This window comes from Saccharopolyspora montiporae, from assembly GCF_015209505.1.
GTDB lineage: Bacteria > Actinomycetota > Actinomycetes > Mycobacteriales > Pseudonocardiaceae > Saccharopolyspora > Saccharopolyspora montiporae.
In genome coordinates this window covers 26,747-51,893 of record NZ_JADEYC010000011.1, presented here as the reverse complement: position 1 = coordinate 51,893, position 25,147 = coordinate 26,747, and the positions used below count along the sequence as shown (strand labels likewise).

Sequence of the window (25,147 nt, the reverse complement as noted above, 5' to 3'; positions counted from 1 at the left end):
CATACCTAGGGGGGTATACCGAGGCCAAAAAAAGTGGCCGGACGCACGTCCGACCACCGGGGCGCCGCGGTCAGCAGCGGCGGTTGGCCAGGACCGGGATGGCCTGCCGGGCCTGCTCGACCAGTGCCGGGTCGACATCGGCGATGAGCACGTCCGGCTTCGCGCCGAGCTCGGCGGTGGTGCGGCCGTAGGGATCGGCCACCAGGCTGCAGCCGATACCGGTGGGCGCCTTGCCGGAGGTCTCCCGGCCGGTGGTGGCCGGATCGCCCTGCCCGCAGGCCACGACCCACGAGGTCGAGTCCAGCGCGCGGGCCCGGGTGAGCAGCTCCCACTGCGCTTGCTTGCCCTCGCCCGCACCCCAGGAGGCCGCGGTGAGGATCACCGACGCGCCCCGGTCGGCCAGGGCCGTGTACAGCCCGGGGAAGCGCACGTCGTAGCAGGTCGTGACGCCGAACCCGACCCCGTCCAGCTCGAAGGTCACCGGATCGGCGCCCGGGGCGACCGTGCGGGACTCGGCGAAGCCGAAGGCGTCGTAGAGGTGGATCTTGTCGTAGGCGGTGTCCAGGCCGCGGCCGGTGATCAGCAGCGTGTTGGTCACCCGGTCGTCGCCGCTGGGCGTGAACATCCCCGCCACGACGGCCACGCCCGCGTCCTCGGCCAGCGTGCGCACCTCGGTGGCCCACGGTCCGTCCAGCGGTTCGGCCAGCGGACCGAGCCTGGTGCCGAAGCAGGCCATCGTCGCCTCCGGGAAGACCGCCAGCGCTGCCCCCGCGTCCGCGGCGCGCCGGACGCCGTCGGCGACCAGTTCCAGGTTGGCCCGTGGGTCGGGCCCGGACACGATCTGGCACACCGCGATCCGCATGCGTGGTCCCTTCGTCCCTGCGGCCCGCCTCGCCCGGGCCCCACGCGCTGTATACCAGTCCGGTCCGGGCCCGAGTGCCGCTGCGCGGACCGGTCGCGCCGCGCACCGCCTCGCACGATCGGGTGGACAATCTGCTGAAGAGGTGTCCTTGACCCCCGCGCGGTGGCGGTCGCGCGCGCAGAACCGGGTCCCGCTGCTCGGCGCGTGCCGCAGCAACGGGCAAACCGTATGACATCGTGGTCTGCGCAACCGCCGACCGGCGGTCGAGAGTCCGGCACGAGCAGGAGTCAGCAATGGGTGACGGTGAGGGCACGACCTTCATGCAGTGGCGGGAGCGCGCTCAGTCGGAGGCCCGGGAGAACCAGCCGAGACTGCGCGCGCTGCTGCTGACCGCCGCGGTGGTGGTGGTCCTGGCCATCGTGGTCGGTGTCGGGATCCTCGTGCTGTTCTAAGGACCTGTCCGCGCCGCGGGCGGATCCGCCGCGCCTGCGGTGGTACGCCCGCGGCCGGAACGGCTCACCGGGGCTGGCCCGGCTCGGTGGTCACCAACAGCCGGGACACCCGCCTGCCGTCCATCTCGCGCACCGTGAACCGGTGCCCCAGTGCGGTCAGCACATCCCCTTCGACGGGGATGCGCCCCAGCCTGCTGACCACGAATCCCGCCAGCGTGTCGAACGGGCCGTCCGGCAGCACGATCCCGGTCTGCTGCGCGAAATCGCTGCGGTGCAGCATGCCGTCCGCGTCGAAACCCCCGTCCCGGCGGGTGTGCACCGGCGCCGCGCTCGGGTCGTACTCGTCCCAGATATCGCCGACGACCTCCTCCACCAGGTCCTCGACCGTGACGATGCCCGCGGTGCCGCCGTATTCGTCGACCACCACCGACAGGTGCCCGCCGCGGCGCCGCAGTTGGGACAGCGCCGCCAGCACCGGTTTGCTGCCCGGCAGCGCGATCACCGGGCGGGTGATCTCGGCGACGGTGCGCTCGGCGCCCGCGCCGTTGCGGGTCGCGGTGAGCAGGTCGCGCACGTGGATGAACCCCACGACGTCGTCCGCGGTGTCCCGGATCACCGGGTAGCGCGAGTGCGGTTTGTCGGTGATCTCGTCGACCGCGGCGTCCAGCGTGGTGGTGCGGTCCAGGAAGTCCGCCTCGGTGCGCGGCACCATGACCTCGTTGAGCACCCGGTCGGTGGCTTGGAACGCGTCGCTGAGTAGCTGCCGCTCCTCCACGGAGAGTTGCTCGCTGGTGCGCACCATGTCGCGCAGCTCCTCCTCGGTGACCTCGCCCTCCGCCGCGCGCGGGTTGAGGCCGATCAACCGCACCACCGCGTTCGTGGAGACCGACAGCAGCCAGATCAGTGGCCGGGCGACGGTGGCCAGCAGGTCGAGCACCCCGGCGGTGGCCAGTGCGACGCGCTCGGATTGCTGGAGCGCCAAGCGTTTCGGCGCGAGCTCGCCCAGCACGAGCGACAGGTAGGACACCAGCAGCGTCACCAGCACCAGGGCGACCGCAGCGGCCAGACCCACCGGCAAGCCCCAGCCGGTCAGCACCGGTTCGACCCGCACCGCGATTGTCGCCCCGCCGTAGCTGGAGGCGAAGAACCCGGTGAAGGTCACGCCGATCTGCACCGCGGACAGGAAACGGTTGGCATCGCCCCGCAACCGGGCCACCCGCGCACCGCCGCGGCCGCGTTCCGCGAGCTTGTGCACCTGGCTCTGCCGCAACGAGACCAGTGCGATCTCCGCGGCGGCGAAGAACCCGCCCAGCAGCACGAACACCAGCACCAGGGCCAGATTCCACGCGATGCCGTCCACCCGCCGGATTCTGGCAGTCCGCACCGCACCGTGCGGCGCGAACAGCCCGGTCCGGGATCAGCCGGTCGGACCCGGATCCGAGCGCACCGGACCCGTCCGCCAGAACTGGCGCTTGTTCTCGTCGCGCACCACCGCGCCCAGTTCGGCCAGCCTGCGGCGCAACGACTCGGCCTCACCGGTCGAGCGCCGGTGCAGCGCCCGCTCCCGCTCGGCCAGCAGCGCGTTGCAGCGCAGCGACAGCTCCGGGCTGTCCCCGGTCCACTCCCGGTACTCGCCGCTGTGCGGATCCCGGTCCCGCCAGGGGTATCCGTGCTCGGCCAGCGCGTCCCGCAGGCGGGCGCGGGCCAGATCGCACCGCTGCCGGGTCAGTTCGCCGCCGTCCGGGTCCAGCACGACCAGGTCGGTCCCGTCCGGGTAGACCGCGCCGACCGCGGTCCGCGCGAAGCGGTGCTCGCCGGTGCCGCGGGCCAGCACCAGCTCCTCCGGGCCGACCGAGACACGGAGCCGCTCCTGGGCGCGCAGCCCGGCGAAGCCGAGTCCGACGACCGCGCAGCAGGCCACGACCACAGCGGACCCCACGGGTTCCGCACCGGTGGCCAGCAGTTCGAACACGCCCTGGAACGGGGCCCAGCGCAGCTCCACCAGCCACAGCGCGGCGATGCGCAGCAGCAGACCGATCACCGCGCCCAGCAGCGGGAGCAGGAACCAGGGAGACCGGGTGGCCCACGAACCCGCGGTGACCTCGGTCGACGATGCGCCAGCCATGCCCCGCATTATCCGGAGCCGACGACGATCACCCGGACAGGGGTTGCCCGGAGCTCCCCGGCGGTCACCGGGGAGCTCCGCCGGGATCAGGCGCCCGCTTCGCGCAGCAGGACGTCCACGGCCTGGTCGTTGCGCTGCGTCTCCCGATCGATCACGTCGCCCGGTGGGTAGAAGCCGTCCAGCCCACCGGATTCCGCCGGGTACATCTCGAAGGTGTAGGCGAGGATCTCGTGCTCCGACCACATCCAGTCCAGCACGTCGCCGTCGGTGATGTAGAGGTCGCTGGACTGCTGCGGCGTGTAGCCGTTCGTCCCGGCCATCTCGGTACCGACCCGCTCGAACCGGTCGTACTGCTCCTGGGTCATGCCCTCGGTGGTGTCGTCCGTGGTGTGCCCGAACGGCCACAGCACCAGCTCGGAGTAGGTGTGGAAGTCGATAGCGGCCTTGATCCGCTGCTCGCCGCCGATCACCCGCGAATCGATGAAATCGCGCAGCGCGGCGGTTTCCGGTGCCGAGAACGCCTCCGGCCCGCGGTAGGTCTCCGCGTTCGGGTCGTCGCTGGCGCCGCCGCAGCAGCCCCACTTGTAACCCCAGTTGCGGTTGAGGTCGGTGCCCGCGTCCTGCCGGTTCTTGCGCCAGCCCTGGTACTGGCCGGACTCCACGTCGTGCGCCGAGCCGTCCGGGTTGACGATCGGGATGACCCAGAGCACCCGGTCCTCGGCGGCGGCGCGGTTCTCCGGCCGGGCGCGCTCGTCGGTGAACCGCTGCGCCACGCGCAGGCACATCTCGGTGGTGAGGTGCTCGCGGGCGTGCTGGTTGCAGTCGAACAGGACCTCGGGCTCGCCCTCGTCCTCCTGCACGTTGTCCGAGATCTTCAGCGCCGGGATGTCCCTGCCCTCGAACGAGGTGCCGATGCTGGTCTTGGCGGCGACGTCCGGGTGCTCGGTGCTGATCCGGTCCAGTTCGGCGACCGTCTCGTCGTAGGTGTGGTACGCCTCGTCGCCGGGTGGGAAGTCGCCCGCCGCGGCCCGCTGCCCGCCGCGTTCGGGCAGCGTGTCGGCGGCCGGGGTTCCCGCGCCGAGGTCGATCCCCGCCGCGCGCAGTTGCCCGGCCTGCTGCGGGGTCGCTTCCACGGTGGCCACGTTCCCGGACACCGACAGCACCTCGGCTCCGATGCGCTGGATCTGGGTGCGCGTGCCGGTGTCCGTGCCGGGGACCGCGTACACGGCCGGTCCGGCGTCCGCGTCCGGTCGTTGGGCGGCCGACACCCCTGCCTGCACCGGAAGCAGCGCCAGGCATGCGGTGGCCGCCACCAGCGCCGTTCTGCGCCGTGAGCTCAACATCGGGTCTCCGATCGATCACCGGTTGTGACGTAGCGAGGCTGTCCGAGCCCGGCGATGTTGACAACCTGCATGCGGGCGATGACCGGCGTCACCATTTTCCCGTTCGGCGCCTCCGCCGGGCTCAGTGCCGATCATCGGCAATCACCCGGTGCGCACCCCGCACGACTCGCCGACGCGACCCACCGGCGGGGCACGCGCGGTTGCGGTGCGGTGACCCTCGGCTCCTGCGCCGCGGCGGGGAGCCGGCCCGGTCCGGACGGTCCGGACAGGGAGCGCGTCACCTGCACGTCCCGGCGACTACCCTGGTGGGAGCAACCCCCGGAACTGGAAGGACGCTCATGCTCTCCCGTACCGACCTGCGCGGTCGTGTTCCGTCCAGCGTCGAGCTGCGCGCGACCCTGCCGCGCGCCGAAACGGACGTCGAGCACGTGCTGCACCAGGTCAAGCCGGTGATCGAGGCGGTGCGCGAGCGGGGCGTCCCGGCGGTTCTCGACTACACCGAGCAGTTCGACGCGGTGCGCCCCGAGTCCGTGCGGGTGCCCGCGGGCGAGCTGTCCCGCGCGCTGGACGAGCTCGACCCCGAGGTCCGCGCCGCGCTGGAGGAGGCCATCGCCCGTGCACGCCGGGTGCACGCCGACCAGAAGCGCACCGACACCACCACCCGCGTCGCCGACGGCGGGACGGTCACCGAGCGCTGGGTCCCGGTGCAGCGGGTGGGCCTGTACGCGCCGGGCGGGCTGGCGGTCTACCCGTCCAGCGTGGTGATGAACGTGGTGCCGGCCCAGGAAGCCGGGGTGGACTCGTTGGTGGTGTGCAGTCCGCCGCAACGCGAGTTCGGTGGCCTGCCGCACCCGACGATCCTGGCCGCGGCGCACCTGCTCGGCGTCGACGAGGTGTGGGCCGTCGGCGGGGCGCAGGCGGTCGCGCTGCTCGCGCACGGCGGGCAGGACACCGACGGTGCCGAGCTGGAGCCCTCCGACATGGTCACCGGCCCGGGCAACGTCTACGTCACCGCGGCCAAGCGGCACCTGCGCAGCCTCATCGGCATCGACTCCGAAGCCGGTCCCACCGAGATCGCGGTGCTGGCCGACGCCACCGCGGACGCGGCGCACGTGGCCGCGGACCTGATCAGCCAGGCCGAGCACGACACGCTGGCGGCCAGCGTGCTGATCACCACCTCGCCGGAGCTGGCCGACGCGGTCGACGCCGAGCTGGCCGACCGGGTGGCCCGGACCAAGCACGTGGAGCGCATCCGCACCGCGCTGACCGGCAGGCAGTCCGGCTGCATCCTGGTCGGCGACCTGGACGAGGGCATCCGGGTGGTCGACGCCTACGCCGCCGAGCACCTGGAGGTGCAGACCGCCGAGGCCGATGTCGTGGCCGCCCGGGTGCGCAACGCCGGGGCGATCTTCGTCGGCCCCTACGCGCCGGTCTCGCTCGGCGACTACTGCGCCGGGTCGAACCACGTGCTGCCGACCAGCGGCTGCGCCCGGCACTCGTCCGGGCTGAGCGTGCAGAGCTTCCTGAAGGGGATCCACGTGGTCTCCTACTCCGAGCAGGCGCTGCGCGACGTGGCCGGCCACGTGGTCGCGTTGGCCGACGCCGAGGATCTCCCGGCGCACGGCCAAGCGGTCACCGCCCGGTTCGACGGGTAGTCCCGCGGGACGGAGCAGGAACGCGCGCGCCGAGCGCGGCGGGGGAGGACCGCCGCGGGCGCGCCCGACGATCGAGAGTGGACCTGATGAGCGACGTGCCCGGTGACGGGATCGATCTGGCCGATCTGCCGCTGCGCGAGGACCTGCGCGGCCGCAGCCCCTACGGTGCTCCGCAGCTGGACGTCCCGGTCCGGCTGAACACCAACGAGAACCCGTACCCGCCGCCGCCGGAGCTGGTCGCCGACGTGGCCGAGGCGGTCCGCGAGGCGGCGGAATCGCTGCACCGCTACCCGGACCGCGACGCCACCGCGCTGCGCGAGGACCTCGCCGCCTACCTCACCGGCGCGACCGGGGTGGGGCTGTCCGCGGCGAACCTGTGGGCGGCCAACGGGTCCAACGAGGTCCTGCAGCAGGTGCTGCAGGCGTTCGGCGGTCCGGGGCGCACGGCGCTCGGGTTCACGCCCTCCTACTCGATGCACCCGATCCTGTCCGCGGGGACCCGCACCGAGTGGGTGCCCATGCCCCGGCAGGACGACTTCTCGCTGGACCCGGTGCGAGCCGCGCGGGCGGTGGCGGACAAGCAGCCCGACGTGGTGTTCGTGACGAGCCCGAACAACCCCACCGGGCAGTCGGTGACCCCGGCCGGTCTGCGCGCGATCCTGCAGGCGGCGCCCGGCGTGGTCGTGGTCGACGAGGCCTACGCCGAGTTCTCCGCGCAGCCCAGCGCGGTGGAACTCATCGCCGACCACCCGTCGAAGCTGATCGTGAGCCGCACGATGAGCAAGGCGTTCGCGTTCGCCGGCGGGCGGCTGGGCTACCTCGCCGCGGCCCCGGCGGTGATCGACGCGCTGCTGCTGGTGCGGCTGCCCTACCACCTGTCGGTGCTGACCCAGGCCGCCGCGCGCGCGGCCCTGCGGCACGCCGAGGCGACCTTGGGCTCGGTCCGCGCCCTGGCGGCCGAGCGGGACCGGGTCGTGGAATCGCTGCGGGACATGGGATTCGCGCCGGTGCCCAGCGATGCGAACTTCGTGCTGTTCGGCACCTTCGACGATCCGCACCGCGCGTGGCAGCGCTACCTGGACAACGAGGTGCTCGTCCGGGACATCGGCGTCCCGGGGCAGCTGCGGGTGACCATCGGAACTCCCGCCGAGAACGATGCGTTCCTGGCGGCCAGCAAGTCCGTGACCGAGGAGATCAGCCAGTGACCGCATTCCAGCCGGGAACCCGGGTCGGCCGGGTGGAGCGCACCACGAAGGAATCCTCGGTGCTGGTCGAGCTCGACCTCGACGGCACCGGGCAGACCGATGTGGACACCAGCGTCCCGTTCTACGACCACATGCTCACCTCGCTGGGCACGCACGCGGCGTTCGACCTGACGGTGCGGGCCAGCGGGGACGTGCACATCGATGCGCACCACACCGTCGAGGACACGGCGATCGTGCTGGGGCAGGCGCTGCACCAGGCGCTGGGCGACAAGAAGGGCATCCGCCGGTTCGGCGATGCCTGGATCCCGATGGACGAGACGCTGGCGCACGCCGCCGCGGACGTCTCCGGGCGCTCCTACTGCGTGCTGACCGGCGAACCGGAGCAGTACAACACTTTTACGATCGGCGGGAACTACCCGTTCGTGCTCAACCGGCACGTGTTCGAGTCGCTGGCCTTCCACGCGCAGATCAACCTGCACGTGCGGGTGGTGCACGGACGCGATCCGCACCACATCGCCGAGGCGCAGTACAAGGCCATCGCCCGGGCGCTGCGCGCGGCGGTGGAACCGGATCCGCGCTTCTCCGGCGTCATCCCGTCCACGAAGGGCGCCCTGTAGCCGCTGAGCGCACGGCTCGCGTGCCGGCGCGGGTTGCTCGGGTGCGGTGGAAGCGGTCGGCGCGGCTGGAGGAACAAGCGTCGGGAAAGTCGCGCTGCAGCGCAGGTTTTCGCGTCGCTCAGCCCCAGTAGAGCCAGCCGATGCCGCCCGCGACCGCGAGTACCGCGGCGGCGGCCAGCAGCACGGCCAGCCCGCGCGCGGTCTTCCAGGTGGCATAGACGCCGCCCAGCAGGAACCCGGCCAGGCCGAGCAGGATGATCGGCAGGATGTCGGCCATGCGCCCAGGTTACCGGGGGTGCACCCCCGTCCGGCCCCGGGTGCCGCCGCTCGCGCGACGAGCCCGCCCCGCACGCGAGAAGCGGGGTGCCGACCGGGTTCTCCCGGCAGCACCCCGCTTCTCGCGCGGCCTCAGGACGTGGCGGCCTTCTCCGGCTCCGGCTTCTCCGGTGCCGACGACGCCGCGGAACCGCTGTCGTCGCCACCGCCGTGGCCCTCTGCGGCGAAGGTCTGCTCGTCGAACGGCTCCTCGCCGGTGAACACCCGCTGCATCCGGTCGCGGTCGAGTTCCTTGGTCCACGATCCGATCAGGACGGTGGCCACCGCGTTGCCCGCGAAGTTGGTCAGCGCGCGGGCTTCGGACATGAACCGGTCGATGCCCACGATCATGCCGACGCCGTCCACGAGCTCCGGGCGGTGCGAGCTGAGCCCGCCGGCCAGGGTGGCGATGCCCGCACCGCTGACGCCCGCGGCGCCCTTCGAGGCGATGATCATGAAGATCAGCAGCGAGATCTGCTCGCTCACGGACAACGGCTGGCCCATGGCGCTGGCGATGAACAGCGAGGCCATCGTCAGATAGATCGCGGTGCCGTCCAGGTTGAACGAGTAGCCGGTGGGCACCGTGATGCCCACGACCGGCTTGCTCACGCCGACGTGCTCCATCTTCGCGATCAGCCGCGGCAGCGCCGCCTCCGACGAGGAGGTGGACACGATCAGCAGGAACTCGCGGCCGAGGTAGCGCAGCAGCGAGAAGATGTTGACCCGCGCGAACATCCACAGCAGCGGGCCCAGCACCACGAACACGAACAGCAGGCAGGTCACGTAGAAGCCGACCATGATCGTGGCCAGGCCCTTGAGCGCATCCGTCCCGGTCGCGCCCACGACCGCGGCGATCGCGCCGAACGCGCCGACCGGGGCCGCCCACATGACCATGGACAGGATCTTGAACACGAGCCGCTGCATGTGCTCGATGCCGCGCAGGATCGGCGCGCCCTTGTCGCCCAGCGACTGCAGCGCGAAACCGGTGAGCAGTGCCACCAGCAGCGCCTGCAGCACCTCGCCCGCGGTCAGCGCGGACACCAGCGTGTCCGGGATGATGCCGAGCAGGAAGTCGGTGGTGCTCTCGCCGCCCTCGGCGCCTTCGATCTCGCCGCCACCGCCGGTCTGCCCGGCGATGTCCAGTCCCTCGCCCGGGTGCAGCACGTTGCCGACCAGCAGTCCGATGATCAGCGCCGCGATGGACATCACCAGGAAGTAGACCATCGCGATGCCGCCGACCTTGCCGACCTTGGCGGCCTGCCGGACGCTGCCGACGCCCAGCACGATGGTGCAGAAGATGACCGGGGAGATCATCATCTTCACCAGGTCCACGAACCCGGTGCCCAGCGGCTTGAGGGCCTGACCGGCGTCGGGGGCCACGAAGCCCAGGGTGATTCCGCCGAGGACGGCGATGATCACCGCGATGTAGAGGTAGTGCGTCCGGTCCCGCTTGCGGGGCGTCGTCGCAGCATCGTTGCTCGCCACTGATTGCTCCTGGTGGGCTGCCGTTGACTCTCGGGCCCTTCCGTGCGGCAGGTCACGGACCTGGGCCGAGAGGTGACTATCGGCGGCGAGTACGGTTGCCGTCACCGTTGCGTTCATTCTGTTCACGGCGCCGTCACATCACCGAAAACCGGGTGTGACCGGCTGAATCCGCTGCGCAGCGGCACTGCGCACGCCCCGGCCTGCGCGCGATGATCGCCCCCGAGATTGAGTTGCCCCGAGATGTCCCGTGCCGCCGATCGCGACCGGCCCGCCCTGGTGCGGCCGCGGTGGAGCCTGGCCAGGCAGCTGTTCGTGCTGCAGGTGGCCGTGGTGGCGCTCGTGGTGCTGGCCGGGTCCGGACTCGCCTGGTACGACGCCGGAAGGCGTACCGAGCAGGCCGCCGCCGACGAGGTGGTCGCGGTCGCCCGCACGCTCGCCCAGCAGCCCGCGGTGCGCGAGGCGGTGCACGGCCCGGACCCGCCGCGGGTGCTGCAGCCGCTGGTCGAGCAGGTGCGCGCGAGCACCGAAGTGGCGTTCATCACGGTCATGTCCCCGGAGGGGATCCGCTACACCCATCCGCATCCGGAGCGCATCGGCGAGCGGTTCCTCGGGCACGTGGACGCGGCGCCGGTGGACGACGAGGTGTTCACCGAGACGCACACCGGCACGCTCGGCCCCACGGTGCGCGCGGTCGTCCCGGTGCTCGACGGCGACGGGCAGGTGCGCGGGCACGTCGCGGTCGGCATCGCGGTGCGCGTGCTCAGCGCGGAGCTGCGCGGCCAGGTGGCGGCGCTGGTGACCGCCGCGGGCGGGGCGCTGCTGCTCGGTGCCGGGCTGACGCACCTGGTCGGTGTGCGGCTGCGCAGGCACACGCACGGCCTGCGACCCGACGAGCTCAGCCGCATGTACGAGTACCACGACGCGATCCTGCACGCGGTGCGCGAAGGGCTGCTGCTCGTCTCGCCGCGCGGCGAAGTGACCCTGTGCAATGACGGCGCCGCAGCGCTGCTGGCCCGCGATCCGGACCAGGTCGAGGGGCGCCCGGTGGACGAGCTGGGCTTGCCCGCACCGCTGGCCGGCACGCTCGACGCGGGCCGGGACGTCCGCGACGAGCTGCACGTGACCGACGACCGGGTGCTGCTGGTGAGTGTGTCCCGGATCCGCAGCGGGGCGCGGGACCTCGGCACCGTGGCGACGTTGCGCGACCACACCGAGCTGCAGGAGCTGAGCGGACAGCTGGACACGATGCGCGGGTTCACCGAATCGCTGCGCTCGCAGGCGCACGAGTCGGCCAACCGGCTGCACACCGTGGTGTCCCTGGTGGAGCTGGGGCGGCCCGATGAGGCGGTGGCGTTCGCGACCTCCGAGCTGCAGCTGGCCCAGGCGTTGACCGATCAGGTGGTCGGGTCGGTGGGCGAGTCGGTGCTGGCCGCGGTCCTGCTCGGCAAGAGCGCCGAGGCGGCTGAGCGCGGGGTGGAGGTCGTGCTCGGCGAGGACAGCGGGGTGGACGAGGAGGCCGTGGCCGGGCTGGACGATCGTGATCTGGTGACGGTGGTGGGCAACCTGGTCGACAACGCCGTCGAGGCCGTGCTGGAGGTGCCCGGTCCGCGGGTGGAGGTCACCGCCCGGTCCGATGCGCACGAGCTGGTCATCCGGGTCGCCGACAACGGTCCTGGCGTGCAGCCGGAGCGGGTGGAGGCCGTGTTCCGGCGCGGTTGGTCGACCAAGGACGGTGCGCGCGGTCTGGGCCTGGCGCTGGTCGGGCGCAGCGTGCGGCGCCACGGCGGCACGATCGGGGTGCGCAACGAGCGGGGTGCGGTGTTCGAGGTCCGGATCCCGCTGCGGACCGGGGGGCGCGGATGATCTCGGTGCTGGTGGTGGAGGACGATCCGATCGTCGGCGAGGCGCACGAGACCTACGTCAACCGCGTCGAGGGGTTCGGCGTCGTGGGCCGGGTGCGCACCGGCCAGAGCGCGTTGCAGTTCGTCGAGCAGCACCCGGTCGCCCTGGTGCTGCTGGACCTGCGGCTGCCGGACATGGACGGGCTGGCGGTGGCCCGGTCGCTGCGGCACAGCGGCAGCGACATCGACGTCATCGCCGTCACCTCGGCCCGCGATCTCAAGGTGGTGCGGGCCGCGGTGTCCAGCGGCGTGGTGCAGTACCTGCTCAAACCGTTCACCTTCGCCGCGATGCGGGACAAGCTGGAGCACTACGCGCGGTTCCGGGCCGGCCTCGGGCACGACCGGGAGGCGAACGGGCAGGCGGAAATCGACCGGGCGTTCGCCTCGCTGCGCGGCACCGGCGGCGGTGGCCTGCCGAAGGGCATGGGACAGGAGACGTTGGCCGGGATCATCGCCGTGCTGCGCGGGAATCCGGACGGCGCGGCGGCGGACGAGGTCGGCGCCGCGGCGGGGGTTTCCCGCGTGACGGCCCGGCGGTACCTGGAATACCTGGTCGGCAACGGCACGGCCGAACGCAGCCCGCAGTACGGTGGCGTGGGCCGCCCGGAGATGACCTACCGCTGGGTGGCCGACTGAGCGCTCAGTCGTCGGCGGCCGGGCGGAGCAGCGGTGCCCCGGGGCCGAGCTCGGCGAACCGGTCGTCGGCGTTGTGCAGCGCGCAGGTGCGCAGCGACAGGCAGCCGCAGCCGATGCAGCCGGTGAGCCGGTCGCGCAACCGCTGCAGGCCGTCGATGCGCGCGTCGAGCTCGTCGCGCCAGCGCCGGGACAGCCTCGCCCAGTCGGCCTTGGTGGGGGCCCGGTCGTCCGGCAGCGCCGCCAGCGCCTCGGCCACCTGCTCCAGGCTCAGCCCGACCCGCTGCGCTGCGCGGATGAATGCCAGCCTGCGCAGCACCGAGCGCTGGTAGCGCCGCTGGTTGCCGCCGGTGCGCTGCGCGCGGATCAGCCCGCGTTGCTCGTAGAAGCGCAGTGCCGTGGGTGCCACTCCGCTGCGTTCGGCGACCTCGCCGATGGTCAGCACGTCCGGAAGTTTGCTCACCGCGCCAGCATAGCGCTCCAGAGACTTGGAGTTGACTCGAACAACAACTCGGCGATCCGAGTATTGACTTCGAGTTAACTCGAAGTCCGAGGGTGGTGCCATGACTGCGATCGATGCGGTGGCCGCGACCGGGTACGACCGGTTGCGCCCGCTGATGAGCCGGATGACCGGCGACGAGAAGCACGACAACGCCGCCACGTCGACCATGGACGTGCTGTGGGTGCTCTACGACCGGGTGCTGCGCGCGCACCCCGACCGCACCGACGATCCGGAGCGCGACCGCTTCCTGCTGTCCAAGGGGCACGGACCGATGGCCTACTACGCGGTGCTGGCCGAGAAGGGCTTCCTGGACCCGGACGAGCTCGGGTCCTGGGCGGAATTCGAATCCCGTCTCGGGCTGCACCCCGACCGCGTGCTCGTGCCCGGCGTCGAGATCGGCAGCGGTTCGCTCGGGCACGGCCTGCCGCTCGGCGTCGGCGTCGTGCGCGGGTTGCGCGCCCGCGGCCGCACCCGCCCGCGCGCGGTCGTGCTGCTCGGCGATGCCGAACTCGACGAAGGCAGCAACCACGAGGCGATCGCGGTGGCGGGCCGCTGGGGGCTGGAGCAGCTCACCGCCGTGGTGGTGGACAACAGCTCGTCCACGCACGGCTGGCCCGGCGGTATCGCCGACCGGTTCGCCCGCGAGGGTTGGGCGACCCGCACCGCCGACGGGCGCGACCACGAGGACCTGCACCGCGCGCTGACCGAGGCGCACCCGGACCGCCCGCTGGCCGTGGTGGCCGTCGTCGAACCGTACGACCAGGAGGAAGCAGCATGACCGCGACGGAGCAGACCATGCGCGACGTGTTCGTGCACGCGATGTCGGCGGCCCTGGACGACGATCCGCGGATCGCGCTGGTGCTCGCCGACATCTCCGCGGACCGCTTCACCGAGGTGACCGAGCGGCACCCCGACCGGATCCACGACGTCGGCATCCGCGAGCAGGCGATGGTCGGGGTGGCCGGCGGACTGGCGCTGGCGGGTCTGCGCCCGGTGCTGCACACCATCACCCCGTTCCTGGTGGAGCGACCGTACGAGCAGCTCAAACTCGATCTGGGGCACCAGGGCGTCGGCGCGGTGGCGGTGAGCACCGGGGCGTCCTACGACTACCCGGGTGCCGGGCGCACGCACATGGCCCCGGCCGATGTGGCGCTGCTGGACACCCTGCCCGGATGGGCGGTGCACGTCCCCGGACACCCGGACGAGCTGCGCGCCGCGCTGGACACGGCGCTGGCCGGTGACGACCGCGTCTACCTGCGGATGTCCGAGCAGGTCAACGCCGAACCGCGGCTCGGCGGACCCGGCTGGCAGGTTGTCCGGCACGGCACGCGCGGCGTCGTCGCCGCGGTGGGCCCGACCCTGGATCCGGTCCTGGCCGCGACCGCGGGACTGGATGTGACCGTGCTCTACACCGGCGAGATCCGCCCGTTCGACGCCGTCGGGCTGCGGGCCGCGGCCGGATCGGCGCGACCGGACGTGGTGCTGGTGGAGCCGTACCTGCGCGGGACGTCCGCGCACGAGGTGCAGCGGGCGCTGGCGGACCTCCCGCACCGGGCGTTGTCCCTGGGCGTGCGCCGGGACACCGAGCTGCGCAACTACGGCACCGCGCAGCAGCACACCGCCGCCCACGGCCTGGACGCCGCGGGCATCGCCGCCGAGGTCCGCGGCTTCCTCGGCTGATCCGGGAGCACCGGCGGGGCGGTGGTCCGGGGTCGGTAGCCTGGTGGCGTGGTACGAGTCGTCATCCTGGACTACGGATCCGGCAACCTCCGCTCCGCCGAGCGCGCGTTGCAGCGCGCCGGTGCCGACGTCGAGGTGACCGCGGACCGGCATGCGGCGCTGGAGGCCGACGGCCTGGTGGTGCCCGGGGTGGGCGCCTTCTCCGCCTGCATGGACGGCCTGCTGGCCGCCGGGGGCGACAAGATCATCGATCGGCGGCTCGCCGGGGACCGCCCGGTGCTGGGCATCTGCGTGGGCATGCAGGTGCTGTTCGACGCGGGCGTCGAGCACGACGTGCGCGCCGAGGGCTGCGGGCAGTGGCCCGGCCGGGTGGAGCGCTTGGACGCCGAGGTGTTGCCGCACATGGGGTGGAACGAGGTCAGCGCCCCGCCGGACAGCGCGTTGTTCGCCGGGATGGACCCCGGGACGCGCTTCTACTTCGTGCACTCCTTCGCGGTGCGCGAGTGGACGATGCCGGTACCGGAACGCATCACCCCGCCCCGGATCACCTGGGCCGAGCACGGCGAACCGTTCGTGGCGGCCGTGGAGAACGGAGCCCTGTCCGCGACGCAGTTCCACCCGGAGAAATCCGGTGCGGCTGGTTCCCGCTTGCTGCGCAACTGGTTGGAGAGTTTGTGACGAGACGGCACGGTCTGATGGGTTCCGGCGGCTGGACGCGGGTCGTGGCGCTGGTGCTGGTGGTCGGTCTGGCCGCCGGGATCGGTGTGCCGTACTTGGTCCAGGCCGGGGTGCCGCTGTGGGCGGCGACGCTCCTGGTGCTCGTGGTGATGGGTGTGCCGACCGGCATGATCATGCGTGCGGAGCGGCGCCCCGACTGAGTCCTGGCGCAGCTGTCCGGGGCCCAAGCCGTGCAGGGGCGGGCCGAGCCGGTTCTCGCGCCGTCGTAGGCTTGTCCGCGTGACATTCACGCTGCTTCCCGCTGTCGACGTCGCCGACGGTCAGGCCGTGCGCCTGGTGCAGGGCGCCGCCGGAACCGAAACCTCCTACGGTGATCCGCTGGAGGCCGCGCTGACCTGGCAGCGGTCCGGCGCCGACTGGGTGCACCTCGTGGACCTGGACGCGGCCTTCGGGCGCGGTAGCAATCGCGATCTGCTGGCCCGCGCGGTCGGCGAACTGGACGTGCAGGTCGAGCTGTCCGGGGGCATCCGCGACGACGAATCGCTGGCCGCCGCGCTCGGAACCGGTTGCGCGCGGGTGAATCTGGGCACAGCTGCGTTGGAAGATCCGGAATGGACGGCACGCGTGGTCGCCGAGCACGGCGACCGGGTCGCGGTCGGCCTGGACGTGCGGATCACCGAGCAGGGCAACCACCGGTTGGCGGCCCGCGGCTGGACCCAGGACGGCGGCGACCTCTGGGAGGTGCTGGCGCGGCTGGACGCCGCCGGCTGCCGCCGCTACGTCGTGACCGACGTCAGCAAGGACGGCACGCTGCAGGGCCCGAACACCGCTCTGCTGCAGGACGTGTGCCGGCGCACGGATGCGCCGGTGATCGCCTCCGGCGGAGTGTCCACCGTGGATGATCTCGTGCAGCTGTCCCGGCTGGCCCCGTCCGGTCTGGAGGGCTCGATCGTCGGCAAGGCCCTGTACGCGGGCAACTTCACCCTCGGCGAAGCGCTCGCGGCCGTGCGCTGACCGCGGCCGCGCGGGGGTGATCCGCGCGCACCGGCCCGGCGTCTCTACCCTGGTGGCATGGCCGTTGCGGTGCGCGTGATCCCCTGCTTGGACGTCGACCAGGGGCGTGTGGTGAAAGGCGTCAACTTCACCGATCTGCGGGACGCGGGCGATCCGGTGGAACTCGCCCACGCCTACGACGCGGAGAGCGCCGACGAGCTCACCTTCCTGGACGTGACCGCCTCCTCGGCGGACCGGGAAACCACGTTCGACGTGGTGCGGCGCACCGCTGAGCAGGTGTTCATCCCGCTGACCGTCGGCGGCGGGGTGCGCAGCCCGGACGACATCGACCGGCTACTGCGCGCCGGCGCGGACAAGGTGAGCCTGAACACAGCCGCCATCGCCCGCCCCGAATTGCTCAACGAGTCCTCCCGCCGGTTCGGCGCGCAATGCGTGGTGTTGTCCGTCGACGCGCGGCGAGTGCCGGAAGGCGGCACGCCGACCCCGTCCGGTTACGAGGTCACCACGCATGGCGGTCGGCGCGGCACCGGCATCTGCGCCGTGGAATGGGCGCGCACCGGCCAGGAGCTCGGCGTCGGGGAGATCCTGCTGAACTCGATGGACGCCGACGGGACGAAGGCCGGGTTCGACCTGGAGATGATCCGCGCGGTGCGTGAGGTCGTGCACGTCCCGCTGATCGCCAGCGGCGGTGCCGGCGCCGTCGAGCACTTCGCCCCCGCTGTGCGCGCCGGCGCGGACGCGGTGCTGGCCGCCAGCGTGTTCCACTTCGGACAGTTGCGGATCGGCGAGGTCAAGGAAGCCATGCGCGCGGAGGGGATCACGGTTCGATGAGCGATCTGGACCCGGTGATCGCCGAGCGGCTCAAGCGCAACGCCGACGGGCTGTTCCCCGCCATCGTGCAGCAGCACGACACCGGGGAAGTGCTCATGCTCGCGTGGATGGACGATGAAGCGCTGCACCGCACGCTCAGCACCGGCCGCGGCACCTACTACTCGCGCAGCAGGGGCGAGTACTGGGTCAAGGGAGCGACGTCCGGGCACGTCCAGCACGTGCGCGGCGTGCGGCTCGACTGCGACGGGGACACCGTGCTGGTGCTGGTCGAGCAGCAGGATGGTGCCTGTCACACCGGGGATCGCACCTGCTTCGACGCGGATGTCTTGATGTGACGGTGTCTCGGGTCGGCTTGCTGGGCCGTGCGGGGTGATCGGTGGGGTGCAAGCGGCTTCACCGCTTGCCTGACGTGGGGCGGGTTTTCGCTCGCCTTCGGCTGTGCGTCGTGTGGTTGCCCGACGCCGATGGTTGGTGATCGGGCGCGTTTGTCCGTGTCGTTCTTCGGCTCAGCCCAGGTCGCCGGTGAGGTAGTGCTGGAGGTTGGGGGCTACGGTTCGGACCACCGTGTCGTGGTCGGCCGAGGCCAGTGGTTCCAGCCGGACGATGTAGCGGGCCATGCCCAGGCCCACCACTTGCGTCGCGCACAGCGCGGTGCGCAGCTCGGGGTGGTCCACACCCAGGTGCTCGGTGACCCGGCGGAACACGACGTCCTGCACGAACTCGCGCAGCATCCGGGCCGCCGACTCGTTGCTGCTGGCGCTGCGCACCAGCGCGGCGAACCGACCACCGCCCGCCCCGTCCCACACCTCCAGGAACAAGCGCAGCAGGCGTTCCGCCAGCTGCTGCGGGTCCCCGCCGAGCAGTCCCGGCAGGACCTCCGCTGGATCGACCGGGATCGCCATCGCCGCGGTGAACAGGTGTTCCTTGCCGCCGAAGCGGTGGTTGACCATGGCCGGGTCGACCCCGGCGCGGGCGGCGATGGTGCGGACCGTGGCGGACTCGTACCCCAGTTCGGCGAACGTGGCGCGGGCGGCCGCCAGGAGCCGCTGCCCGGCGTCGTTTCCGCTCCGCTGCTTGCCGGGACCACTCCGCTCGTCGCTGCTGCTCACCCGTGCATCCTCGCGGTCGCGCGGTGCCCCGGGCAAAGCGGTCCGGAGGCGCCGCACGGGCGGCACCGGGCGCGCGGCACAATGTCGGCATGGTCGGCGACGGCGAGATGGGCAGCATCAGCCCGGTGCGTGCGGACTTCCGCGCGCTCGCGCGGGAGCGCAGGGTGATCCCGGTGGTGCGGCGGCTGCTCGCGGACGACGAGACGCCGCTGGGCGTCTACCGCAAGCTCGCCGGAGACCGCCCCGGCACCTTCCTGTTCGAATCCGCGGAGAACGGTCGTTCCTGGTCGCGGTGGTCCTTCGTGGGCGTGCGCAGCGCTGCGGCGCTGACGGTCCGCGACGGGCAGGCGCACTGGACGGGGACGCCCCCGGTCGGGCTGCCGTCCGGCGGGGATCCGCTGGAGGCGCTGCGCGAGACGGTGCGGCTGCTGCGGACCGAGCCGCTGCCGGGCCTGCCTCCGCTGACCGGGGGCATGGTCGGCTACCTCGGCTACGACACCGTGCGCAGGTTGGAGCGGCTGCCGGACCTGACCGAGGACGACCTGCAGATCCCGGAACTGGTGATGCTGCTGGCCACCGACCTGGCCGCGCTGGACCACCACGAGGGCGTGATCACGCTCATCGCCAACGCCGTGAACTGGGACGACTCGCCGGAGCGGGTCGATGCCGCCTACGACGACGCGGTGCGCAGGCTGGACGAGATGACCGCGCAGCTGTGCACCCCGGCGGCGCCGACCGTGGCCGAGTTCGCCCGGCCGGCGGCGGACTTCGTGCGCAGGCGCAGTCCCGAGCAGCACCACGCGGCCGTGGAGCGCGCGAAGGAGGCGATCCGGGAGGGCGAGGCGTTCCAGGTCGTCGTCTCGCAGCGCTTCGACATGGCCACCACCGCGGATGCGCTGGACATCTACCGGGTGCTGCGTACCACCAACCCGAGCCCGTACATGTACCTGCTGCGGATGCAGGACCCGGACGGCGGGGCACCGTTCGACATCGTGGGCTCCAGCCCCGAATCGCTGGTGACGGTGCGGGACGGTCAGGCGACCACGCACCCGATCGCCGGGACGCGGTGGCGCGGCGCGGACGAGGACGAGGACGCGCTGCTGGAGAAGGAGTTGCTCTCCGACGACAAGGAGCGCGCCGAGCACCTGATGCTGGTCGACCTGGGCCGCAACGACCTGGGCCGGGTGTGCGAACCGGGGTCGGTGCACGTCGTGGACTTCTTCCGGATCGAGCGCTACAGCCACGTGATGCACATCGTGTCCACGGTCACCGGCAAGCTCGCCGCGGACCGCACCGCCTGCGACGCGGTCACCGCGTGCTTCCCGGCCGGAACGCTGTCCGGGGCGCCGAAACCGCGGGCGCTGCAGATCATCGAGGAGCTGGAGCCGACCAAGCGGGCCCAGTACGGCGGTGTGGTCGGGTATTTCGACTTCGCCGGGGATGCGGACACCGCCATCGCCATCCGCACCGCGCTGGTGCGCGACGGGACCGCGCACGTGCAGGCCGGCGGCGGGATCGTGGCCGATTCGGATCCGGCCGCCGAGGACGAGGAGTGCATCAACAAGGCCCGCGCTGTGCTCAACGCCGTGGCGACCGCGGAGACCCTGCGGCGCCCGGCAGGGGCGGGCCGGACGGGAGAGCGCGTTGACCACGCCGGAATCTGAGGCCCGGCCGCGGTCCAAGGGGCTGCTGTGGTCGGTGGTGCTGCTGGTGCTGCTCGCCGCGGGATTGCTGGGCGGCGCTTCGTCGTTGGACTGGGTGCAGCAGCTGCACCGCTCGCAGTTCGGCACCGAGACCGAGGTCGGTATCGCCGGGGGCGTGCTGCGGCCCGAACTGGGCCCGGTGGCGCTGGCCGCGCTGGCCGCCGGTGCGGCGGTATTGGCGACCGGCGGTTTCCTGCGCCGGGTGGTGGGTGCCCTGGTGGTGCTCTCCGGCGGGGTGCTGGTGTGGCGCGTGGTGCAGCACTGGCAGGACGGGACTCCGGTGCCGGCGGCACCGGACGCACCGCCGGGCAGTTTCCCGGTGCAGGTGCTGTCGACCGATCCGCTCGGTCCGCTGCTGATGTCGGCCGGGGCGGTCGCGCTGGTGGCCGCGGGCCTGCTCGTCGTCGTGGCGGCGGGGCGGATGCCGGCGATGGGGGCCAAGTACTCGGCCCCCGGCGCGCAGAAGAAGGTGTCCCACGATCCCGACCGGCAGATGTGGGAGGACCTGAGCGAGGGCCGGGACCCGACGACCGGTGACGATCGGGGCCGGTGATCCGGTTCTGCTCCGGCGGGGGTGAAAGCGCAGTTCGGCGGGGTTCGGGAACACGTGTTCGCCGCCACGTCCAGGGTCGAAGGTCCTTGCTGCGCTGGGACGTTGTGCCCACCCCTCGAAAAGGGGCGAGACGGGCGAGGTTTAGCATCGGCCCTGCGACGGCACGACGGGAAGGGGAGTGTCGTGATCGAGCGCAATGAGTTCATCTGCGCAATCGGTGACCTGCGGGTGAGTGTTCGGGGCACGGCCGGCGAGGTGTTTGCGTGAGCATCCTGGAAAGCATCATCGACGGCGTGCGGGAGGACCTCGCCGAGCGTGAGGCCGCCGTCCCGCTGGACGAGATCAAGCAGCGGTCCGCGGAGGCCGCACCGGCGCACGACGTGCTGGCTGCGCTGCAGTCGCCGGGCGTGGGCGTCATCGCCGAGGTGAAGCGGCGCAGCCCGTCCAAGGGCGACCTCGCCGAGATCGGCGAGCCCGCGGACCTGGCGGCCGACTACGCCGACGCGGGTGCCCGCGTCATCAGCGTGCTCACCGAGAGCAGGCGGTTCGGCGGTTCGCTGGCCGACTTCGATGACGTCCGGTCGCGGGTGAGCGCTCCGCTGCTGCGCAAGGACTTCATCGTCAGCCCGTACCAGGTGCACGAGGCCCGCGCGCACGGTGCGGACATGGTGCTGCTCATCGTGGCGGCGCTGGAGCAGAACGCGCTGGAGGCGCTGCTGGACCGGGTGGAATCGCTCGGCATGACGGCGCTGGTCGAGGTGCACACCGCCGAGGAGGCCGACCGGGCGTTGGAGGCGGGCGCGAAAGTCATTGGCATCAACGCCCGCAACCTGCATACGTTGGAGGTGGACCGGGACGTGTTCGGCCGGATCGCGCCGGGCTTGCCGCCGGAGGTGGTCAAGATCGCCGAGTCCGGTGTGCGCGGCCCCAGCGACCTGATGGCCTACGCGGGCTCCGGCGCGGACGCGGTGCTCGTGGGTGAGGGCCTGGTCACCAGCGAGAGCCCGAAGACCGCGGTGACGCAGCTGGTCACGGCCGGGTCGCACCCGGCGTGCCCGCGACCGAGCAGGTGAGCCGGCCCACCGCGGCGGCGCAGGGACCGCGCGCCGCGCGGTCAGGCACAGGAGGGACGAGATGACCGTGGACGCCGATTCCGGCCGGGTGCACCGGCCGGGCAAACCGGTGCCGGAGGGGCACGATCCCGACGCGCGCGGGCACTTCGGCGACTACGGCGGCCGGTTCATGCCGGAGGCGCTGATCGCCGCGCAGGACGAGCTGGCCGAGGAGTACGCCAAGGCCCAGCGCGATCCGCAGTACCTCGCCGAGCTGGACGACCTGCTGCGCAACTACGCGGGCCGGCCCTCGCTGCTGACCGAGGCCCGCCGCTTCGCCGAGCACGCGGGCGGGGCGCGGATCCTGCTCAAGCGCGAGGACCTCAACCACACCGGCTCGCACAAGATCAACAACGTGCTCGGGCAGGCGCTGCTGGTCAAGCGGATGGGCAAGCGCCGGGTCATCGCCGAGACGGGCGCCGGGCAGCACGGCGTGGCCACGGCCACCGCCTGCGCGCTGCTCGGGCTCGACTGCGTGGTCTACATGGGGCAGGTGGACACCGAGCGGCAGGCGCTGAACGTGGCGCGGATGCGGCTGCTCGGCGCCGAGGTGATCCCGGTGGCCAACGGCTCGGCCACGCTCAAGGACGCGATCAACGAGGCGCTGCGCGACTGGGTCGCCAACGTCGAGGACACGCACTACCTGCTGGGCACCGCGGCCGGTTCGCACCCGTTCCCGGTGATGGTGCGCAACTTCCACAAGGTCATCGGCGAGGAGGCCCGCGAGCAGTCGGTGCGGCAGTACGGCGGGCTGCCGGACGCGGTGGTGGCCTGCGTCGGCGGCGGTTCCAACGCGATCGGCATCTTCCACGGCTTCATCGACGATCCGGGCGTGCGGCTGGTGGGCATCGAACCCGCCGGGCACGGGCTGGACAGCGGTGAGCACGGCGCCACGTTGAGCAAGGGCACCCCGGGCACGCTGCACGGCGCCCGGTCCTACCTGCTGCAGGACGAGGACGGGCAGGTCATCGAGGCGTACTCGATCTCCGCCGGGCTGGACTACCCGGGTGTGGGCCCGGAGCACTCGTACCTGAAGGACTCCGGGCGCGCGGAGTACCTCGGCGTCACCGACGACGAGGCGATGCAGGCGTTCCAGCTGCTGTCCCGCACCGAAGGCATCATCCCCGCGGTCGAGTCGGCGCACGCGCTGGCCGGCGCGATCCGGCTCGGCCGCGAGCTCGGCCCGGACGCCACGCTCCTGGTGAGCCTGTCCGGCCGCGGGGACAAGGACATGGACACCGCTGCGAAGTACTTCGGCCTCGTCGACGAGGAAACCGGTGCGCCCGTCGCGGACGGACCGGCGGCGGACGGCGAGGAAGGGGAGGCGCGGTGAGCGGTCTGCAGGACGTGTTCGCGGCGTGCCGCGCGGAGGACCGCGCCGCGCTGATCGGCTATCTGCCCGCCGGTTACCCGACGGTGGCCGGTTCGAAGGAGCTGCTGGACGGGATGCTCTCCGGTACCGGGGACGCGCCCGGCTGCGACCTGGTGGAGATCGGCATCCCGTTCTCCGATCCGGTCATCGACGGGCCGACGATCCAGGCCGCCAGCGATACCGCGCTGCGCGCCGGATTCCGGGTGCGGGACCTGTTCGACGTGGTCTCCTCGGTCGCCGAGGCCGGCAAGCACGCGGTGGTGATGACCTACTGGAACCCGGTGCACCAGTACGGCCCGGAACGCTTCGCGCGGGACCTCGCGGCCGCGGGTGGACTCGGGGTGATCACCCCGGACCTGGTGCCGGACGAGGCCGAGGACTGGATCGCCGCCAGCGACGCGCACGGGATCGACCGGATCTTCCTGGTCGCCCCGTCGTCCACCGAGCAGCGGTTGGCGATGACCGCCAAGGCCTCCTCGGGGTTCGTGTACGCGACCTCCGTGATGGGCGTGACCGGTGCGCGGGACTCGGTGGGCAGCGCGGCCGCGGGCCTGGTGCGGCGCACCCGTGCGCACACCGATCTGCCGATCGGAGTGGGCCTGGGCGTGCGCACGCCGGAGCACGCGGCGGAGGTCGCCGGGTTCGCCGACGGCGTGATCGTCGGGTCGGCGTTCGTGAACCGCGCCGAGGCCGACGGGGTCGCCGGGGTGCGCGAACTGGCCGCGGAACTCGGCCGGGGCGTGCGTTCTCGCTGACCGCGGACCCGCCGCGGGCATGATCAGCGGGTCGCGCTCACCGCGCGTGGGCCGCCCGATACGGTGGAGCGCGTGAGTGCCCCGGTTGTCGCCGCTGCGAACACGTACCTGGCCAATATCCCGAGCCCGGACCAAGGCGTCTGGTACCTCGGCGGATTCCCGCTCCGCGCGTACGCGGTGTGCATCATGCTCGGCATCGTCGTCGCGGTGTGGCTCGGCAGCCGGCGCTGGCGGGCGCGCGGAGGCCGCGCGGGCACCGTGGTGGACATCGCCGTCTGGGCGGTGCCGTTCGGGCTGGTCGGCGGTCGGCTGTACCACGTGGCCACGGACTGGCACAAGTACTTCGGGGCGGACCGCAACCCGCTGGACGCGCTGAAGATCTGGGAGGGCGGCCTCGGTATCTGGGGCGCCGTCGCCCTGGGTGCGCTGGGCGCGTGGATCGGCTGCCGCAGGCGCGAGATCCCGCTGCCCGCCTTCGCCGACGCGGTCGCGCCCGGCATCGTGCTCGCCCAGGCCATCGGGCGGCTCGGCAACTGGTTCAACCAGGAGCTCTACGGCGGTCCCACCGATCTTCCCTGGGGCCTGGAGATCTACCGGCGCATCGACGAGGCCGGTCTGGCCGACCCGATCGCGGGCACGGCCATCGACCACACGCCGATCGCGGTGGTGCACCCGACGTTCCTGTACGAGCTGCTGTGGAACGTCGGGGTCTTCCTGCTGATCATCTGGGCGGACCGCCGGTTCGGGATGGGCCGCGGCCGGGTGTTCGCGCTGTACGTCGCGGGCTACACGCTGGGCCGGCTCTGGATCGAGATGATGCGCACCGACGACGCGACGCTGGTGCTCGGGGTGCGGATCAACGTGTTCACCTCGCTGGTCGTGCTCGTCGCGGCGGTGGTCTACCTGGTGCTGGTCCGCGGTGGGCGCGAGGACCCGGAGAGCCTGCGCGGCAGGCCGATGCCCGGTGACCCGGACTACCCGGACGGCTCCGCCGAGCGGCGTGCGGACGGACCACCGCCCGCCGGCCTGCCGGATCCGGCCGACGAGCGCGCGGGAGCCGCCGAACCGGCGGGGACGCCGCGGGACATCGCCGATGACGACGTGGACAACCCGGAGGACCGACCCGGGCCCGGCGAGCAGACCGGCGACGAGGACCAGACCGACGAGAAGCGGACCGGGAAGGACGGCGGATCCGACCGCACGTCGGCGGACTGACCGCAGCGGCGCCGGCAGCCGGCGCAGCGC

General features: G+C 72.4%; 27 protein-coding genes. 19 read left to right on the top strand and 8 right to left on the bottom strand.

Annotated features, from left to right (window positions below; genetic code table 11):
- Positions 1-70: 70 nt before the first annotated feature.
- On the bottom strand, positions 71-862 hold the full coding sequence (locus IQ251_RS07180; RefSeq protein ID WP_193927682.1) for a carbon-nitrogen hydrolase family protein: 792 nt from the start codon (positions 860-862) through the stop codon (positions 71-73).
- 293 nt (positions 863-1,155) lie between these two features.
- Here IQ251_RS07180 and IQ251_RS07175 point away from each other — a divergent pair, with 293 nt between their 5' ends.
- On the top strand, positions 1,156-1,314 hold the full coding sequence (locus tag IQ251_RS07175; protein ID WP_193927681.1) for a hypothetical protein: 159 nt from the start codon (positions 1,156-1,158) through the stop codon (positions 1,312-1,314).
- Positions 1,315-1,378: 64 nt separating this feature from the next.
- On the opposite strand, the gene IQ251_RS07170 is transcribed toward IQ251_RS07175, so the two are convergent.
- From IQ251_RS07170 to IQ251_RS07160, 3 genes are all read right to left on the bottom strand, one after another.
- Complete coding sequence (locus IQ251_RS07170) at positions 1,379-2,674, bottom strand: hemolysin family protein (protein ID WP_193927680.1); 1,296 nt, start codon at positions 2,672-2,674, stop codon at positions 1,379-1,381.
- A gap of 57 nt (positions 2,675-2,731) precedes the next feature.
- Positions 2,732-3,439, bottom strand: a complete 708-nt coding sequence (locus tag IQ251_RS07165) for a YqeB family protein (RefSeq protein ID WP_193927679.1) — start codon at positions 3,437-3,439, stop codon at positions 2,732-2,734.
- 86 nt (positions 3,440-3,525) lie between these two features.
- Positions 3,526-4,782, bottom strand: coding sequence for a M14 family metallopeptidase (locus IQ251_RS07160; protein ID WP_193927678.1), 1,257 nt, complete (start codon positions 4,780-4,782; stop codon positions 3,526-3,528).
- A gap of 338 nt (positions 4,783-5,120) precedes the next feature.
- Between IQ251_RS07160 and hisD the strand changes: the two genes are divergently transcribed.
- From hisD to hisB, 3 genes are all read left to right on the top strand, one after another.
- Entirely contained in the window at positions 5,121-6,437 is a 1,317-nt protein-coding gene (gene hisD, locus IQ251_RS07155; RefSeq protein ID WP_193927677.1) for a histidinol dehydrogenase, read from the top strand.
- Between the two features lie 86 nt (positions 6,438-6,523).
- On the top strand, positions 6,524-7,642 hold the full coding sequence (locus IQ251_RS07150; protein WP_193927676.1) for a histidinol-phosphate transaminase: 1,119 nt from the start codon (positions 6,524-6,526) through the stop codon (positions 7,640-7,642).
- Positions 7,639-8,259, top strand: a complete 621-nt coding sequence (hisB, locus tag IQ251_RS07145; RefSeq protein ID WP_193927675.1) for an imidazoleglycerol-phosphate dehydratase HisB — start codon at positions 7,639-7,641, stop codon at positions 8,257-8,259. The genes IQ251_RS07150 and hisB overlap by 4 nt, the downstream gene beginning before the upstream one ends.
- A 118-nt stretch (positions 8,260-8,377) precedes the next feature.
- On the opposite strand, the gene IQ251_RS07140 is transcribed toward hisB, so the two are convergent.
- On the bottom strand, positions 8,378-8,536 hold the full coding sequence (locus IQ251_RS07140; RefSeq protein ID WP_193927674.1) for a CG2302 family histidine operon protein: 159 nt from the start codon (positions 8,534-8,536) through the stop codon (positions 8,378-8,380).
- A gap of 131 nt (positions 8,537-8,667) precedes the next feature.
- Entirely contained in the window at positions 8,668-10,059 is a 1,392-nt protein-coding gene (locus IQ251_RS07135) for a cation:dicarboxylate symporter family transporter (RefSeq protein ID WP_370591243.1), read from the bottom strand.
- Between the two features lie 240 nt (positions 10,060-10,299).
- Here IQ251_RS07135 and IQ251_RS07130 point away from each other — a divergent pair, with 240 nt between their 5' ends.
- Together IQ251_RS07130 and IQ251_RS07125 are read left to right on the top strand one after the other, a co-directional pair.
- Positions 10,300-11,922, top strand: coding sequence for a sensor histidine kinase (locus tag IQ251_RS07130; RefSeq protein WP_193927672.1), 1,623 nt, complete (start codon positions 10,300-10,302; stop codon positions 11,920-11,922).
- A complete protein-coding gene (locus IQ251_RS07125; protein WP_193927671.1) occupies positions 11,919-12,596 on the top strand; it encodes a response regulator in 678 nt (225 codons plus the stop codon). The genes IQ251_RS07130 and IQ251_RS07125 overlap by 4 nt, the downstream gene beginning before the upstream one ends.
- 4 nt (positions 12,597-12,600) lie before the next feature.
- Here the strand turns inward: IQ251_RS07125 and soxR are convergent, their stop codons facing one another.
- Complete coding sequence (soxR, locus tag IQ251_RS07120) at positions 12,601-13,056, bottom strand: redox-sensitive transcriptional activator SoxR (protein ID WP_193927670.1); 456 nt, start codon at positions 13,054-13,056, stop codon at positions 12,601-12,603.
- Between the two features lie 100 nt (positions 13,057-13,156).
- Between soxR and IQ251_RS07115 the strand changes: the two genes are divergently transcribed.
- The 7 genes from IQ251_RS07115 (at position 13,157) to hisI (ending at position 17,633) form a co-directional block, all read left to right on the top strand.
- Positions 13,157-13,873, top strand: coding sequence for a thiamine pyrophosphate-binding protein (locus tag IQ251_RS07115; protein ID WP_228046304.1), 717 nt, complete (start codon positions 13,157-13,159; stop codon positions 13,871-13,873).
- Complete coding sequence (locus IQ251_RS07110; RefSeq protein ID WP_193927669.1) at positions 13,870-14,775, top strand: transketolase family protein; 906 nt, start codon at positions 13,870-13,872, stop codon at positions 14,773-14,775. The genes IQ251_RS07115 and IQ251_RS07110 overlap by 4 nt, the downstream gene beginning before the upstream one ends.
- Positions 14,776-14,823: 48 nt before the next feature.
- Positions 14,824-15,453 carry an imidazole glycerol phosphate synthase subunit HisH gene (gene hisH, locus IQ251_RS07105; RefSeq protein WP_193927668.1) on the top strand — a complete coding sequence of 210 codons (630 nt, stop codon included), beginning with the start codon at positions 14,824-14,826 and terminating at the stop codon, positions 15,451-15,453.
- On the top strand, positions 15,450-15,653 hold the full coding sequence (locus tag IQ251_RS07100; RefSeq protein ID WP_193927667.1) for a hypothetical protein: 204 nt from the start codon (positions 15,450-15,452) through the stop codon (positions 15,651-15,653). Before hisH ends, IQ251_RS07100 begins: the two co-directional genes overlap by 4 nt.
- Positions 15,654-15,732: 79 nt before the next feature.
- The gene (gene priA, locus IQ251_RS07095) at positions 15,733-16,467 is read left to right on the top strand and encodes a bifunctional 1-(5-phosphoribosyl)-5-((5-phosphoribosylamino)methylideneamino)imidazole-4-carboxamide isomerase/phosphoribosylanthranilate isomerase PriA (protein WP_193927666.1); all 735 of its coding nucleotides are present in this window, start codon (positions 15,733-15,735) and stop codon (positions 16,465-16,467) included.
- A 57-nt stretch (positions 16,468-16,524) separates the two neighbouring features.
- Positions 16,525-17,298 (top strand): imidazole glycerol phosphate synthase subunit HisF, encoded by a 774-nt coding sequence (hisF, locus tag IQ251_RS07090; protein WP_193927665.1) that lies wholly within the window; start codon positions 16,525-16,527, stop codon positions 17,296-17,298.
- Positions 17,295-17,633, top strand: coding sequence for a phosphoribosyl-AMP cyclohydrolase (gene hisI, locus IQ251_RS07085; protein WP_193927664.1), 339 nt, complete (start codon positions 17,295-17,297; stop codon positions 17,631-17,633). Before hisF ends, hisI begins: the two co-directional genes overlap by 4 nt.
- Before the next feature lie 171 nt (positions 17,634-17,804).
- On the opposite strand, the gene IQ251_RS07080 is transcribed toward hisI, so the two are convergent.
- A complete protein-coding gene (locus IQ251_RS07080; protein WP_193927663.1) occupies positions 17,805-18,407 on the bottom strand; it encodes a TetR/AcrR family transcriptional regulator in 603 nt (200 codons plus the stop codon).
- 89 nt (positions 18,408-18,496) lie between these two features.
- Here IQ251_RS07080 and IQ251_RS07075 point away from each other — a divergent pair, with 89 nt between their 5' ends.
- The 6 genes from IQ251_RS07075 (at position 18,497) to lgt (ending at position 25,117) form a co-directional block, all read left to right on the top strand.
- The gene (locus tag IQ251_RS07075; RefSeq protein WP_193927662.1) at positions 18,497-20,071 is read left to right on the top strand and encodes an anthranilate synthase component I; all 1,575 of its coding nucleotides are present in this window, start codon (positions 18,497-18,499) and stop codon (positions 20,069-20,071) included.
- On the top strand, positions 20,052-20,663 hold the full coding sequence (locus IQ251_RS07070) for a Trp biosynthesis-associated membrane protein (protein ID WP_193927661.1): 612 nt from the start codon (positions 20,052-20,054) through the stop codon (positions 20,661-20,663). Before IQ251_RS07075 ends, IQ251_RS07070 begins: the two co-directional genes overlap by 20 nt.
- A 263-nt stretch (positions 20,664-20,926) precedes the next feature.
- Positions 20,927-21,736 carry an indole-3-glycerol phosphate synthase TrpC gene (trpC, locus tag IQ251_RS07065; RefSeq protein ID WP_193927660.1) on the top strand — a complete coding sequence of 270 codons (810 nt, stop codon included), beginning with the start codon at positions 20,927-20,929 and terminating at the stop codon, positions 21,734-21,736.
- 61 nt (positions 21,737-21,797) lie between these two features.
- Positions 21,798-23,108 carry a tryptophan synthase subunit beta gene (gene trpB / locus IQ251_RS07060; protein WP_193927659.1) on the top strand — a complete coding sequence of 437 codons (1,311 nt, stop codon included), beginning with the start codon at positions 21,798-21,800 and terminating at the stop codon, positions 23,106-23,108.
- The gene (gene trpA, locus IQ251_RS07055) at positions 23,105-23,902 is read left to right on the top strand and encodes a tryptophan synthase subunit alpha (protein WP_193927658.1); all 798 of its coding nucleotides are present in this window, start codon (positions 23,105-23,107) and stop codon (positions 23,900-23,902) included. The genes trpB and trpA overlap by 4 nt, the downstream gene beginning before the upstream one ends.
- 72 nt (positions 23,903-23,974) lie before the next feature.
- The gene (gene lgt / locus IQ251_RS07050; RefSeq protein WP_370591242.1) at positions 23,975-25,117 is read left to right on the top strand and encodes a prolipoprotein diacylglyceryl transferase; all 1,143 of its coding nucleotides are present in this window, start codon (positions 23,975-23,977) and stop codon (positions 25,115-25,117) included.
- Positions 25,118-25,147: the final 30 nt, after the last annotated feature.

What these genes read in the sequence shown, in the direction of transcription:
- IQ251_RS07180 (WP_193927682.1), bottom strand. Translation starts at nt 862, where the DNA reads ATGCGGATCGCGGTGTGCCAGATCGTGTCCGGGCCCGACCCACGGGCC.
- IQ251_RS07175 (WP_193927681.1), top strand. Translation starts at nt 1,156, where the DNA reads ATGGGTGACGGTGAGGGCACGACCTTCATGCAGTGGCGGGAGCGCGCT.
- IQ251_RS07165 (WP_193927679.1), bottom strand. Translation starts at nt 3,439, where the DNA reads ATGGCTGGCGCATCGTCGACCGAGGTCACCGCGGGTTCGTGGGCCACC.
- IQ251_RS07160 (WP_193927678.1), bottom strand. Translation starts at nt 4,782, where the DNA reads ATGTTGAGCTCACGGCGCAGAACGGCGCTGGTGGCGGCCACCGCATGC.
- hisD (WP_193927677.1), top strand. Translation starts at nt 5,121, where the DNA reads ATGCTCTCCCGTACCGACCTGCGCGGTCGTGTTCCGTCCAGCGTCGAG.
- IQ251_RS07150 (WP_193927676.1), top strand. Translation starts at nt 6,524, where the DNA reads ATGAGCGACGTGCCCGGTGACGGGATCGATCTGGCCGATCTGCCGCTG.
- IQ251_RS07140 (WP_193927674.1), bottom strand. Translation starts at nt 8,536, where the DNA reads ATGGCCGACATCCTGCCGATCATCCTGCTCGGCCTGGCCGGGTTCCTG.
- IQ251_RS07130 (WP_193927672.1), top strand. Translation starts at nt 10,300, where the DNA reads ATGTCCCGTGCCGCCGATCGCGACCGGCCCGCCCTGGTGCGGCCGCGG.
- IQ251_RS07125 (WP_193927671.1), top strand. Translation starts at nt 11,919, where the DNA reads ATGATCTCGGTGCTGGTGGTGGAGGACGATCCGATCGTCGGCGAGGCG.
- IQ251_RS07115 (WP_228046304.1), top strand. Translation starts at nt 13,157, where the DNA reads ATGACTGCGATCGATGCGGTGGCCGCGACCGGGTACGACCGGTTGCGC.
- IQ251_RS07110 (WP_193927669.1), top strand. Translation starts at nt 13,870, where the DNA reads ATGACCGCGACGGAGCAGACCATGCGCGACGTGTTCGTGCACGCGATG.
- hisF (WP_193927665.1), top strand. Translation starts at nt 16,525, where the DNA reads ATGGCCGTTGCGGTGCGCGTGATCCCCTGCTTGGACGTCGACCAGGGG.
- hisI (WP_193927664.1), top strand. Translation starts at nt 17,295, where the DNA reads ATGAGCGATCTGGACCCGGTGATCGCCGAGCGGCTCAAGCGCAACGCC.
- IQ251_RS07075 (WP_193927662.1), top strand. Translation starts at nt 18,497, where the DNA reads ATGGTCGGCGACGGCGAGATGGGCAGCATCAGCCCGGTGCGTGCGGAC.
- trpB (WP_193927659.1), top strand. Translation starts at nt 21,798, where the DNA reads ATGACCGTGGACGCCGATTCCGGCCGGGTGCACCGGCCGGGCAAACCG.